Origin of the sequence: Listeria farberi (assembly GCF_014229295.1) — a bacterium.
In the GTDB taxonomy this organism is placed as follows: Bacteria; Bacillota; Bacilli; order Lactobacillales; family Listeriaceae; genus Listeria; species Listeria farberi.
In genome coordinates, this window is the sequence record NZ_JAARZL010000004.1 from 29,416 (window position 1) to 43,269 (window position 13,854).

Sequence of the window (13,854 nt, forward strand, 5' to 3'; positions counted from 1 at the left end):
TAACCGTAGCAGTCAATAGTTTTTATAACAATTCTTCTTTTTTTTCTTTCAGCACAGCAATCGCATTATTTAGTGCTTTTTTAACATCTTTTTCTATATCTGTATGTTCTTCGTTTTCAAATCTATTAAAAGTAAAAGATAGCACTTCTATATTCGCAGACTCAAACTCTTTGATTAAGCAATACAACTCAAATTCTTGTGCAGGAAATGAAAGTTTATATTTATCTAACAGTTGTTTAAATCCGGCGAGATCGTCATAGTTTTTTTCTATATTAGCTAATTCGAATAAAACATTCGAGTCAGACAAACCAGTAGCAAGCGCTAGCCCTCGCAATAGTGAAACAGTGTATTTATTTAAAGCTTTCTCGTTCTGGTCTTTTAAAGTGTTTTGCGAGATACCAGTTAATTTGCTTAACTGATACCTCGTCAAATTGTGTTTTTTTAAGAATTCATCTAATAGTTTTATTGACATATTTTTAGTTCAACTCACTTTTTAAGATGATTGTTTGCATGTCATTATAAAATTCTTCTTCATCTTCGTATTCTTGATTCCAACCATTTTTAAATGCAGAGATGAATTTTTCAACGATTGATTCATTTTCACTTTCAGAAATTACATACTCGTTACCATCATTATTCACATCGATAAATAGTTGTGTGATACTATTGCTGTCAGTTCCACTCAATTTTACTGTGTAATCTTTATTTTTGATTTCTCTAATTAATTCATTAATATTCATTTTTCATCATCCATCCTTTATAATTTTTTTGTTCTTTACTATATTTATAGTATACTACGATTATTCGTATTAGTCAATAGTTTTATTAAATTTATTTTAAAATAAAAAAACATCAAACCGAAGTCTGATGCCTTTCTCCTTACATTTCATAATAAGTAGTTAAAAGTTGTAGCTTTTTCATGTTAAATAAAATTAATCTTATGGAAATTTACATTTCACAATAAGTAATTAAAATGCGCCGAGACAGCGCTAGAACTTATTAAGTTCTTGAATACATAATAACATATCATTGTGAAAGCGTCAACAATTAATATAAAAAAATACCCCGAAAAATTATTCGAGGTTGCTGTTATATTCATTTGTTTTTTTAAAAGGGATGTCAAACAGCTAATGAGATGAATGAAATTCATGATTGAACGAATACTATCGTTCATGTGAATATTATTACATATAATTTAATGCAACACAACACTTTTTAACGCTTGATTTTAAGAACGTTTGTTCGTATAATGTATGCAAGAGGTGAAGAACATGTATAATTTAATTGATGATATTTTAGAACATTCAATAGTGTTAGCGGATGCTCTCAAACGCAATTGGTCAATAGAAGTACTGTTTTTAAAGAACAATCATCACGTACGCTATAAGTATCTGGTTCCTGTTCACATTGATAACGAAAAACATATTGTGCAGCTTGAAAGATTTGACGAACGAATAATTGACATTAATATAGAAGATATTGTTTTTTGTGAGGTTATGACATGAGAAAATATAGCTTTAATGATTTTAGGTATATTTGCTATGTCGAAGGAAAGAACGGCGCAGTAGAAATGATATTTTCAGATATATTTCAAACGAAGAAGTTAAAAGCATTTCAAAGGCGTATAAAAAAGAACGAAATGGATCTAAAATCCATCTATGATGAATATTTACAGCATGAATCTATTGTTAATAATTAACCATAAGAAGAATATTCCTTCTATTATTATAGTAAAAAATAAAGACATCTTTTTGACAGGATGTCTTTATTTTTTTGCATCTCATTTATCCTCCGTCCATCGTAGCTTGATCCGAAAAAGTTGCAGCTGGTTTTAATTAACTCAAATGGGGTAAATTTAGAAGTATAATGAGAATCAACTTCATAAATTTCTGAATAGACTATACTTCCAGATTTTTTTGGAAAAATAATCATTGTGTGGGGATTTACTTCATAAAACTGAGTACTTATTTGTTCTTTTTTCATTTCATTCAACTCCTCTATGTTTGTATTTATGTCTAAGAAGTAACCTGAAATTATTGCGTAATGCACAAAATTCCAAATAACGACTAAGCACCAAAGTAAGTTATGAGTTATTTTTTGTCATTATAGCACATGGTAATTTACAAGTCATTAGATTTTCGTAAAGTTGTATTTTCAAGCTGTTTTCTGTTTTTTCTTGTCATATTACATTTTTTCGAAATTGTAATAAATATGAGTGAAGGAGTGGTAGTCGTGGAAATGCGTGATTTTTCTAATTCGTTGATGAATCAGGTGGGCGTCCTTAAGGGTGAAAAAGAATTAACAAATGTTTTTATCGAATGCTTCCTGACGATGCTCCTAGAAGAGAGAAAATTAGAACAACTTAGAGCTGAAATTGATAAAGCTCTCGATAATAGGAACAAAGCTAAATTTATGCAACTAACAGAAAAAATGAATAAAATCCAACAGGAAATGCTGGCTTTTGAGTAGAATATATGAAAAACTAAGATAGTAAGAGCTATCTTAGTTTTTTTGAGCTGTTTTATAAATTTTCGTAAAAAAAATGTTCCGAAAAAAGTTCTGGACAGATTGCTCAAATGTGGTAAACTAAATAAAAACATATGTTCGGTGGTGAGGGTATGACACTTCAAATAATTGCTGGTAAAGCAGGAACAGGTAAAACCACTCATTTGATGGATGAAGTAGGCGGAAAAATCAAAAAAACTTCCAAGACGTATATTTTTATCGTCCCCGATCAAATGACGTTTCAAATGGAAACAAGCTTTTTAAATAAACAAAACTTGGCAGGGATGTTAGGGACACAAATCTTCAGTTTTAGTAGGCTTGCTTGGAAAATACTTCAAGAAACAGGTGGATTATCTAAAACTTTTCTGAGTCAAACAGGTATTGAGATGGTTATTCGAAAAGCTGCTTTAGATCAAAAAGATAAGTTGAAAATTTTCTCTAGAGCTACTTCAAAAAAAGGCTTTTATTCAGAATTGGCTAAGTTATTTAAAGAAATGAAACAAGAAGAAATTTCTATAGAAGAATTAGAGAATAGCGCGACAAATCTATCTACAAGTATATCTAGCAAAGTACATGACATTTCGCTTATTTATCAAAAATATGAGGAATTATTAGCAGGAAAATTTCTTGAAAACGAGGATTATCTGAGGCTATTAGCAGATAAAATTATTGAAAGTGATTATTTAAGTCAAACGGAAATAATTATTGACGGATTTACTTCTTTTTCAAAACAAGAGTTAACAGTAATAGAAAAGCTTATGCAAAAATGCGATAAAGTAACAGTATCGTTAACTTTAAACGTGCCTGAAATTCATAAAGGTTTGGAAGAATTCAGTATGTTTAAAGCGAGCACTGAAGCATACTTTGCTTTATTAGAGATGGCTAAATTAAATAAAATTCAAGTGGAACCGGAGAAAATCCTTATAGAAAATAAACGAGCTAACTCCGAATCATTAGCCTTTTTAGCCAACGCTTGGGGAGATAATAAATACTCGTCATATGAAGGTGGAGCAAATGATTTAACCATCCGTCAAGCTAATAATAGGCGTGCTGAGATGGAAGGTGTTGCCCGCGAAATTCGGCAATTAACATTAAAGGGTTATAGATACCGAGACATAGCGATTTTGACTAGAAACATCAGTGATTATGATATTTTATGTGAAACAGTAATGGAGTCATTTGACATTCCTATTTTTATAGACAAAAAACGAGCAATGGCAAAACATCCATTTATTGAATTTATTCGTTCCAGTATTGATGCGATTTTATTTAATTGGAAATATGAACCAATTTTCCAAGCAGTTAAAACAGAATTTTTCTTTGATACGGCTGAAAATGCGAGTGTTATGAGAAGAAAAGCAGATATATTAGAAAATTATGTGCTTGAAAATGGTATTCAAAATAAGTGGAAATGGGAAAAAGAAGGCGATTGGATTTATCGTAAAATTCGAGGACTTTCTACCAATGTATTGCCACAAACAGATGAAGAATTGGCGACTCAAAGCATTATTAATGAAATGAGAAACCTTATTGTTGAACCGCTTTCAACGTTAGAAGATAATTTAACAAAAGCAAAAACAGGAATAGAATTTGCTACGGCTTTATATCATTATTTGGAGCAAGTTAAAGCTGTAGAACATTTAGAATCATGGAGACAAGTGGCAGAAGAAAATGGTTATTTGGAACTTGCTAGAGAACATGAACAAGCTTGGAGCTCAATATCAGAACTGCTAGATGAATTTGTAGAAGTTTTAGGTGAGGAAGAATTAGATATTAATAGTTTTTCTGAAATAATTACGACTGGCTTGGATGCGCTAGAATTTTCTTTACTACCACCTTCTTTAGATCAAATAGTTTTAGCTGATATGGAAAATGCAAAGTTGCTTAATATGAAAGTTGTTTTTGCGATTGGAATGAATGATGGTGTAATGCCACTACGTCAAAAAGATAAAGGGATTTTGTCAGATCAAGATCGCGATTCTTTACGAGTAGAAAATAGCAATTTAAAGCCATCTGCTAAAAATAACATTGGTGAAGAAGATTTATTAGCCTATAAAATAATGAGTTTGCCAAGCGACAAATTATTTCTTAGTTATCCAGCTGCAGATGAGGAAGGAAAAGTTCTTAGCGAATCGAATTATCTAAGAAAAATAAAAGGCCAATTCAAAAATTTAAATGAATCGGTTTATTTAACTGACCCAAGTTTACTGAATGAGGAAGACCAAAGTAGTTATATTCGTTCTAAACAAGCTACACTGGGTTTATTAACAAGCCAATTACAAATGTATAAACGTGGTTATCCTTTATCAAATGTATGGTGGGATGCTTATAATAGTTATTTTGAAGATAACAAAGAATCTGAGGTAGCAAAACAAGTACTTTCTAGTCTTTATTATGAAAATAATACCAAACCACTCCAAGAAACAACTGCTAAAAATCTATTTGGTGAAAATATTCATGCGAGTGTTTCGCGAATGGAGAAATTTTTTAGTTGTGAGTTCCAACACTTTGCGCAATATGGCTTGAAATTAGAAGAAAGAGCTCATTATAAGTTACAAGCTGTAGACATGGGAGAAATTTTCCACGGGGCAATGGAATGGATTTCGGCTGAATTAAAGCGAACTAACCGAGATTGGGGTGATTTGACGGAGGAAGAATGTAGACAAATGGCTAAACTTGCGATGACATTTTTAGCTCCGAAGATTCAACATGAAATTTTATTAAGTTCAAAACGGATGGAATATATTCAGTATAAATTACTTCAAATTATTACAAGAGCTACTACGGTTTTAAATGAACAAGCGAAAAGCAGTGCGTTTCGCCCAATTGGTTTAGAGGTGGATTTTGGTTTGAAAGGAGATATTCCACCTTTAAAAATTCCATTACAATCAAATAGCGAACTTCTTTTACAAGGACGTATTGATAGAATTGATGCAGCTGAACTAGATGATCGTACTTTCCTTCGAATCATTGATTATAAATCTAGTTCACATGATTTGGCTCTTACTGAAGTTTATTATGGGTTGGCTCTTCAAATGCTTACTTATTTAGACATAGTTATAACAAATGCTCAAAAAATGATAGGCAAAACTGCTGAACCTGCTGGAGTTTTGTACTTTCATATGCATAATCAATATGTCCAAGCAGAAAAAGAATTGAGTGATGAAGCAATTGCTCGGGAACTGCAAAAAAGTTCCAAAATGAAAGGCTTAATTTTATCAGATCCTGTGGCTGTTTCGCTCATGGATACAAATCTGGAAAAAGGAAAGTCTTCCAATATTATTCCAGCTGAAATTAAGCAAAACGGTGAGTTAAGTGCCCGTTCCAGAACTGCAACAAAAGCAGAGTTTGATAAAATGCGCCGATTTGTAAGGCAAAAGTATCAAGAGGCAGGAAATAAAATACTAGATGGAGCTGTTTCCATTAATCCTTATAAATTAAAAGAAAAAACACCTTGTCAATTTTGTGGATTTCGCTCATTTTGTGGATTTGATCCATCCTTAACGAGTAATCAATATAGACATTTAACAAATGAAAAAACAGAAACGATTTTAACAAAAATGGATATAGAAGGAGGGACGCAGTAGCATGGGCATAAATATACCAACCAAACCAGAAAATTCTTTATGGACTGATGACCAGTGGAAAGCCATCCAAGCAAATGGGAACAATATTCTTGTAGCAGCTGCTGCGGGCTCTGGTAAGACAGCTGTTTTAGTTACAAGAATCATTGAAAAACTAATAAATGAAACAGAAAATCTAAATGTTGATGAATTATTGATTGTAACTTTTACCAATGCTTCAGCTGCTGAAATGAAGTATAGAATAGGTAAAAGTTTAGAAGAAGCATTAGTGCAAAATCCGGAATCTGCACATTTAAAAAAACAAGTCGCATTACTAAACTATGCCTCCATCTCGACTTTGCATTCATTTTGTTTGGAAATCATTCGAAAACATTATTTCGAAGCCGATATTGATCCTAATTTCCGTTTAATTGAACCTATTGAAAGTAGTATGATTCGTGATGAAGTTTTAGAAAACCTGTTAGAAAAACAATATGGTATAGAAAATAATGAAGCCTTTTTTCATCTAGTTGAATCATTTACTGGGGATAGAACTGATGCTGAGTTGCATACGTTAATCTCGAAACTTTATGATTTCTCTAGAGCAAATCCAAACCCTGATTTATGGTTAGAACAAATGGTAAGTTTTTACGATACAGAGGCGATTGCTTCCATCACAGAATTACCTTATTTTCCAATTATTAAAGAAGATATCCAACTTAGAATGAATCAAGCTAAAAGTTATTTGCTAAACGCGATAGATTATGCAAATGAAAATAATGGACCGGCGCCTTATTTAAGCACATTAGAAAATGATTTAGCGCAAATTAACACTTTATCAAGTAGTAGTTGGGATAATTGGCAAGACATGAAATTTAGTGTTGAGAGCATTGATTTTAAACGTATACCTGCGCTTAAAAATAAAGCTGATTTTGATGAAGAATATGTAGAAGAAGCAAAAAAACTCCGTGATGCTGCAAAAAAAGAAGTGAAAAATGTCTTAATAGATTGGTTTTCAAGAGAAGAAGAAAATTATCTAGCTGATTTAGACAAAATGAAACCAGATATTAAAACGTTAAGTAAATTAGTGAAAAATTTTGCTGAAAGCTTTTTTGAGGAAAAACAACAACGTGGAGTATTAGACTTTAATGATTTAGAGCATTTAGCTTTAAAAATACTTTTAAAAAATGGTGCTCCCTCTGATGTGGCAAATAGTTATAAAAACCAGTTCAAAGAAGTATTAATTGATGAATATCAAGATACTAATATGGTGCAAGAAACTATTCTTTTGCTTGTCACTAATTCGAATGATACAAAAGGAAACTTGTTTATGGTAGGGGATGTAAAGCAATCGATTTATCGTTTTCGATTAGCGGAACCAACTTTATTCATGACGAAGTATCAAGAATATCAGCAAGACGGAGAAGGCAGCGGAATACGAATAGATTTATCTCAAAACTTTAGAAGTAGAAAAGAAGTTCTTGATGCTACCAATTTTATTTTTCATCAGTTGATGGATAAGCATATTGCAGAAATCGATTATGATGAGGCGGCTGAGTTAACTTTAGGGGCTAGTTTTCCTGAAGCTAACAATATGGCAACAGAACTTTTGTTAATTGATATGAAATCAGAAGAAAAAGAATCTGAGGATGAATTATCGCCACAAGAATTGCAAAAAAATCAAGTTGAATCAAGAGCTATTGCGACAAAAATTAGAGACATGATAGATAACAAGTTTCCAATTTATGATAAAAAGTTACAACAAAATAGACCAATTCAATACAGAGATATTGTTGTTCTAGCAAGAGCCATGACGAGTGCACCAGATATGGAAGAAGCAATGAAAATAAAAGATATACCTTTCTATGCCAATAATAATTCTGGTTATTTCGAAACGACAGAAGTAGCAACAATGATTGCTCTAATGAAAGTAATCGATAATCCATATCAAGATATTCCACTAGCAGCAGTTCTGCGTTCTCCAATAATCGGTTTAAATGAAGAAGAATTAGGGCAAATTCGGATGGCGAAGAAAAAAGGCTATTTTTTTGATGCGATGCTAGCCTATAAGGATATTACAGTTTCGGATGCAGCAAATAAAATTAGTCGTTTTATAACACAATTAAACAATTGGCGTGAACTGTCTATTCGGGAGAATTTGACTGCCTTAATTTGGCAAATCTATCAAGAAACAAACTTCTATGAATTTGTAGGCGGGTTACCAGGTGGAAAACAACGTCAGGCTAATTTACGCGCTTTGTATGATCGTGCGAATCAGTATGAAAAAACTTCTTTCCGTGGATTATTCCGTTTTGTGCGTTTTGTTGAGCGATTAGAAATTCGTGGAGATGATTTAGGCACAGCCAAAACGCTCGGCGAAAAAGAAGATGTAGTGCGTATGATGACGATTCATGCAAGTAAAGGTTTGGAGTTTCCAGTAGTTATAGTTTCAGGATTAAGTAGAAAATTTAATATGCGTGATATTTATAGTAAAACACTATTAGACAAAGACTATGGTTTTGCTTCTAACTATCGAGATATAGAAAAGATGATTGTCTATCCAACTATCATGCAACAAGCGATAAAACAAAAAAAATCTCGGGAAATGATTGCAGAAGAAATGCGAGTTTTATATGTTGCACTTACTCGTGCGGAAGAAAAACTAATTTTAACGGCAACTGTTCCAGATTTTGAAAAAACAAGTAAAAATTGGTTGCAAGTAAGTAACCAACAAGAAACTATTTTACCAGCAGCAATTCGAGCGAAGGCGAAGTGTTATTTAGATTGGATTGGAAATGCTACAATCCGCCACAGCCATTTTAAAGAATTATTATGTGAAGAAAAGATTAAAACACTTCTAACAGATATGAAACTTCAAATTGAAATTAAAACGAAAGAAATGTTCCTAACGGATGACTTAGAAAAGGAAAAATCAGATAACTGGATGGAGAATGTAAAAGCACATAAGCAAGTGCCCGTTAAAAGTCCATATAAGGATGAAATTGAGCGTTTTATGCATTACCAATATAAAGATGAGGAATCTACTGGAATTCGCGCTAAACAGTCTGTGACAGAGCTTAAAAGACAATTCTCTTTGCAAGATAGTTGGAGTGATACATCTATCCTAAAAGAATTCCAAAAAGTATCTTTAGACCGACCTAAATTTTTGCAACAAAATAAATTGTCTGCTACAGAAATTGGTACGGCAATGCACACATTAATGCAAGCTGTGCCACTACATGATAAACCAACCGAAAAAGATTTAATCTCATTATTACAATCAATGAGAGAAAAAGATATCCTTACAGAAGCACAAATTAAAGCTATCAATGTTAACCAAATTATTGCGTTCTTTGAATCAGCTCTAGGAAAAACCGTTTTGCAGAAAAAAGATAAAGTGAAGCGTGAAGTTCCATTCAGTTACTTGCTTCCTGCAGCTAAATTATACGAACAAACAAACCTTGATGAACACGTGCTCATTCAAGGTGTTGTTGATAGCATGATTGAGGAAGAAGAATCCATTATTTTAATCGATTACAAGACAGATAAAATTGAAGGACGATATGATAACTGGGGGGTAGCAGAGAAAGTGATGAGGGAGCGTTATCAAATTCAAATTAAACTTTATGCAGAAGCTATTCAAGCAATTAGTGGGAAAAAAGTTTCTCAAGCATATTTATATTTTTTCGATGGACAACATATTTGCCAAATAAACATAGAGGAAGGTATTTAAATGAAATGGTTAAGCTATTCATATAATGGGCAACTTAATTATGGTGCTTTAGTAAATGAAAATAAAATTATCTCAGCACAAGCAATTTTTCAAGATCCACCAGCTACTTTATTAGATGTTATTAAAGAAAAACCTGTTGTTCCGGACATAAAGATGGCAGAGGAAAGTATTGACCTAGCAGATGTAGAAATCCAAATACCTTTTATGCCTCCTAATAACATTATCGCAGTAGGGAAAAATTATTATGATCATGTATTAGAAATGGGGAATAGAGGAGATATACCTGACCATATTCTTGTCTTTACTAAAAGTGCGAATAGTTTACTGCCCCATAATGGCGAAATTGAGTTGCATCAAGATATAACAAATAAGCTAGATTATGAAGGTGAGTTAGCAGTTATAATTGGAGAAAAAATTAGAGATGTATCTGAAAGGGAAGCTTTATCATCTATTTTCGGGTTTACTATTTTGAACGATATTACAGCTAGAGATTTGCAGAAAAAACATAAACAATTTTACATTGGGAAGAGCCTTGATGCTAGTTGTCCAATTGGACCATTTATACTTGAATATCAACCTAGTGAAGAAACTGTTTTCCATATTGAAACAAAAGTAAATGGTGAAGTAAGGCAATCTGATTCTACAGAAAAATTCATTTTCAATTTAGCGAAAATTATCTCTGATTTATCAAAAGGTCATACTTTACTTCCAGGAGATATAATTGCAACGGGGACTCCAAGTGGTGTAGGGAGCGGGATGAATCCTCCGACCTTTTTACAGGCAGGGGATACAGTTGAAATTACAATCGATAAAATTGGCACTTTAACGAATAAAGTTAGAAAATCTTAATAGGGAAGAAGGAAGTATTATGTGGGGATATGTACATTTAATTTCTTGGGTAGCAATTGTTGTTTTAACCATCACAGCGTTACTAATCTATTCAAAATCTGTTAAAGGATTTACCATGTTACAAATGATTAACCGAGTTTTTTATATTTTAGTCATATTAAGTGGAATTATGATGGTGCAATACAGTGTGAAAGAAAGCTGGATTTTAGCTATATTTAAAATCTTAATGGGAATTATTGTTATTGGTGTGGTGGAAATGTTGCTTAGTTATAGAAAACAAAAAAAGCCAACAGGAATGTTCTTAATGATTTTCATTATAGTGGTAGTTATAACCGTGTCACTAGGCTTCTATTTATCAGGTGGTTATCCATTATTTAATTAAAAATCAAAAAAATAATAAAAAAGACTTCTCTTTTCTCTAGAAAGTTGGTATGTTATGTTAGGGCCAAAAAAGGAGAGAAGAAGATGAGTTCAAAATTAGTGTATAAAGAATATGCTAAAAAAACCGCTATTGCTATCATAGCAGCACTTTTAAATGCAATTGGTATGAACTTCTTTTTAATACCAGCTCAAGTTTATGCTGCTGGATTAAATGGGGTTGCGCAACTAGGATCAGACATGTTACGTGATACAATGAATATTTCGATTTCGACAGGGCTACTTGTTCTGCTGTTAAATATTCCCGTTGCTATATTAGGTTGGTTAAAAGTAGGGAAATCCTTTACTGTTTTTAGCTTTTTAACTGTTGCTTTTATGTCTTTTTTCTTAATTGTTATTCCAGAAGTACAAGTTTCGAATGACATTTTACTTAATGCGATTTTTGGAGCATTAATTGCTTCGGTGGGTGTTGGGTTAGCATTGAAATTTGGGATTTCGACAGGTGGGCTAGATATTTTAGCTATGTATATTACAATTAAAACAGGGCGTTCATTTGGAAAGTATTTCTTACTATTAAACGGTATTATCATTATTGTGGCAGGATTTGCTTATGATTGGACTTTTGCTCTCTATACGTTAATTTCTTTATATGTACAAAGTAGAGTAATTGACATTATCCATACTAGACATCAAAAACTAACTGTAATGATTATGACTCAGCATTCTGAAACAGTTATTAAAGCTATCCATGAGAATATGGTTCGAGGAATAACCGTAGTAGATGCGATGGGTGGATATTCAAAACAGGATGTTGCTATGCTGATCATGGTTATTACGCGTTATGAGCTATATGACATTACACATATTGTTGGAGAATTTGACCCTAAAGCATTTATTAATGTCATGGAAACTTCGAGTGTGTTTGGAGATTTTCGTTCAGAAGCGGATCAAAAATTAGCGCTAGCTATGTATAAAAATAAAATGATGTAAAAAAAGCTGCAAAGTCATGGTTGAAACAAAAAATTAGAAATTCTAACTTTTGTATGGCCATACTTGCAGCTTTTTATTATAGGTTTAAGTTTTCTTCTAGATATAAAGCGATTCCGTCATCCTGATTAGATGCGGTTACAACATTTGCGACGTTTTTTACGGATTCAGCGGCATTACCCATTGCAACACCAACACCAGCATAATCAAGCATCTGTAAATCATTCGTTTCATCACCGAAAGCGATAATATCTTTACGGTCGAATCCAAGTGTTTTTGCAGCAGCTTGTACACCGATTGCTTTATGAATGCCAAACTTGATAATTTCTACAGCTGGCCAAGCAGATGCTCCCCAAGTATGATGAGAAATAACACCAGAAAGTGATTCGTCTAAATGTTTACTAATTAAATCCAGTTGATCAAGTTGACCGAAAAATAACAGCGATGTCGCATCTGATGTAATGGCATCGCGAATATTTCCAAAAACAATATTTTCTGTTCCTAAATGGAATGTCTCGGGTACACTATTATTGCGTTCTTTCAAAAAGACATTATCCTCTACTTCTGCCGCAATATTATCTAGCGCGAAATCATTGGAAAAATCAAGCAATTCTCGAACTACTTGTAAATCAATTGCATGGTGATAACCTTCAGCGAAAGAGGTAAGTCTTGGATGATGATAAACAGCGCCGTTAAAATTTACAATAGGAGTAGTTAATTCAAGCTCATGATAATACGAGCCACTAATTCGGTAAGGGCGTCCTGTTGCGATCATTACTTCGTGACCGGCCATTCGTGCTTTTTCTAATGTGTTTTTAGTATGCGAAGAGATAGTTAAATCATCTCTAAGTGTTGTGCCATCAAGGTCTAGTACGATTAATTTTTTAGACATAGTTTGCTCCTTTAATTCATATGGTTAGTTCATAACTGCCCTTCATGCTAAAATAAGGGCACAGGTTAATGATAGTCGTTTATTACCTATTTGTAAATGATTCCGTTCTTTACAATAACTCAATAAAACCTATAGAAATGAGGCTTCATAATGATTCAAGTGGAAAATGAACTAATTGCGGGAATTCCAGTTTTACATATTAGTAATCGTGAAAATGCAGATGAGACATTACCAACTATTGTTTTTTATCATGGGTTTACTTCCCAAAAAGAACTATACTTACATTATGGGTATTTGCTTGCACAACGCGGTTTTAGGGTGATTTTACCTGATGCTAAGCTGCACGGGGAACGCCTTAAAGGGGCGAATCCGGAAGATCAAGCTACTTACTTTTGGGATGTTATTGAAACAAATATTACTGAATTTCCGCTAATCATAGAGGAATTAATTAAAACAGGAAAAACTGATGCTAACCGTATTGGTGTTGGAGGAGTGTCGATGGGAGCAATTACATCCCTTGGTTTACTCGGACAATATGATTATATTAAAGTGGCAGTTAGTTTAATGGGAAGCGCTTATTATGTCGACTTTGCGAAAGAATTATCTAAATATGCTTTGGCGCAGGGATTAACTTTTCCTTATGATGTTGATGAACGAATTTTAGCCTTGCAAAAGTACGATTTAACCCAAAACATTATGAAAATTAATAACCGCCCATTGTTACTATGGCACGGGAAAAAAGATGATGTGGTCCCGTTTGCTTACAGCGAAAAGCTGTATCAGACATTGGTTGAAGAGAGTTTAGCAGATAAGGTTGAATTTATAATTGATGATAATGCAAAACACAAAGTTTCTGTTGAAGGAATGTTACAAGGAGTTAGCTTTTTCGAGAAATTCTTATAATGAAAATCATTCTCATATATGATACAATAAATGTACAAAATTGC

Annotated in this window: 13 protein-coding genes; 9 read left to right on the forward strand and 4 right to left on the reverse strand. The window is 32.9% G+C overall.

Features of this window, described 5'->3' with window-relative positions:
* Nucleotides 1-22 precede the first annotated feature (22 nt).
* Nucleotides 23-472 (reverse strand): anti-CRISPR protein AcrIIA1, encoded by a 450-nt coding sequence (gene acrIIA1, locus HCB38_RS11145; RefSeq protein ID WP_185638573.1) that lies wholly within the window; start codon nucleotides 470-472, stop codon nucleotides 23-25.
* A 4-nt stretch (nucleotides 473-476) separates the two neighbouring features.
* On the reverse strand, nucleotides 477-740 hold the full coding sequence (gene acrIIA4, locus HCB38_RS11150) for an anti-CRISPR protein AcrIIA4 (protein ID WP_185638575.1): 264 nt from the start codon (nucleotides 738-740) through the stop codon (nucleotides 477-479).
* 531 nt (nucleotides 741-1,271) lie between these two features.
* On the opposite strand from acrIIA4, the gene HCB38_RS11155 reads away from it, so the two are divergent.
* Together HCB38_RS11155 and HCB38_RS15110 are read left to right on the forward strand one after the other, a co-directional pair.
* The gene (locus HCB38_RS11155; protein WP_074046912.1) at nucleotides 1,272-1,505 is read left to right on the forward strand and encodes a hypothetical protein; all 234 of its coding nucleotides are present in this window, start codon (nucleotides 1,272-1,274) and stop codon (nucleotides 1,503-1,505) included.
* On the forward strand, nucleotides 1,502-1,699 hold the full coding sequence (locus HCB38_RS15110; RefSeq protein ID WP_260484365.1) for a hypothetical protein: 198 nt from the start codon (nucleotides 1,502-1,504) through the stop codon (nucleotides 1,697-1,699). The genes HCB38_RS11155 and HCB38_RS15110 overlap by 4 nt, the downstream gene beginning before the upstream one ends.
* Before the next feature lie 26 nt (nucleotides 1,700-1,725).
* Here the strand turns inward: HCB38_RS15110 and HCB38_RS11160 are convergent, their stop codons facing one another.
* Nucleotides 1,726-1,983 carry a competence protein ComK gene (locus HCB38_RS11160; RefSeq protein ID WP_185638577.1) on the reverse strand — a complete coding sequence of 86 codons (258 nt, stop codon included), beginning with the start codon at nucleotides 1,981-1,983 and terminating at the stop codon, nucleotides 1,726-1,728.
* Between the two features lie 129 nt (nucleotides 1,984-2,112).
* On the opposite strand from HCB38_RS11160, the gene HCB38_RS11165 reads away from it, so the two are divergent.
* The 6 genes from HCB38_RS11165 (at nucleotide 2,113) to HCB38_RS11190 (ending at nucleotide 12,018) form a co-directional block, all read left to right on the forward strand.
* Nucleotides 2,113-2,469 carry an IDEAL domain-containing protein gene (locus tag HCB38_RS11165; protein ID WP_185319413.1) on the forward strand — a complete coding sequence of 119 codons (357 nt, stop codon included), beginning with the start codon at nucleotides 2,113-2,115 and terminating at the stop codon, nucleotides 2,467-2,469.
* A gap of 149 nt (nucleotides 2,470-2,618) precedes the next feature.
* Nucleotides 2,619-6,092: a helicase-exonuclease AddAB subunit AddB gene (addB, locus tag HCB38_RS11170; protein ID WP_185638579.1), complete on the forward strand. Its 3,474-nt coding sequence runs from the start codon at nucleotides 2,619-2,621 to the stop codon at nucleotides 6,090-6,092.
* A 1-nt stretch (nucleotide 6,093) separates the two neighbouring features.
* Nucleotides 6,094-9,801 carry a helicase-exonuclease AddAB subunit AddA gene (addA, locus tag HCB38_RS11175; protein WP_185619666.1) on the forward strand — a complete coding sequence of 1,236 codons (3,708 nt, stop codon included), beginning with the start codon at nucleotides 6,094-6,096 and terminating at the stop codon, nucleotides 9,799-9,801.
* Entirely contained in the window at nucleotides 9,802-10,650 is an 849-nt protein-coding gene (locus HCB38_RS11180; RefSeq protein ID WP_185319410.1) for a fumarylacetoacetate hydrolase family protein, read from the forward strand.
* Nucleotides 10,651-10,669: 19 nt separating this feature from the next.
* On the forward strand, nucleotides 10,670-11,032 hold the full coding sequence (locus HCB38_RS11185; protein WP_185619670.1) for a YisL family protein: 363 nt from the start codon (nucleotides 10,670-10,672) through the stop codon (nucleotides 11,030-11,032).
* A gap of 83 nt (nucleotides 11,033-11,115) precedes the next feature.
* Nucleotides 11,116-12,018, forward strand: a complete 903-nt coding sequence (locus HCB38_RS11190) for a YitT family protein (RefSeq protein WP_010991142.1) — start codon at nucleotides 11,116-11,118, stop codon at nucleotides 12,016-12,018.
* 76 nt (nucleotides 12,019-12,094) lie between these two features.
* Here HCB38_RS11190 and HCB38_RS11195 read toward each other — a convergent pair whose 3' ends face one another.
* Nucleotides 12,095-12,907, reverse strand: a complete 813-nt coding sequence (locus HCB38_RS11195; RefSeq protein ID WP_185319408.1) for a Cof-type HAD-IIB family hydrolase — start codon at nucleotides 12,905-12,907, stop codon at nucleotides 12,095-12,097.
* Nucleotides 12,908-13,057: 150 nt separating this feature from the next.
* Here HCB38_RS11195 and yjfP point away from each other — a divergent pair, with 150 nt between their 5' ends.
* On the forward strand, nucleotides 13,058-13,810 hold the full coding sequence (gene yjfP, locus HCB38_RS11200; protein WP_185319407.1) for an esterase: 753 nt from the start codon (nucleotides 13,058-13,060) through the stop codon (nucleotides 13,808-13,810).
* Nucleotides 13,811-13,854 lie beyond the last annotated feature (44 nt).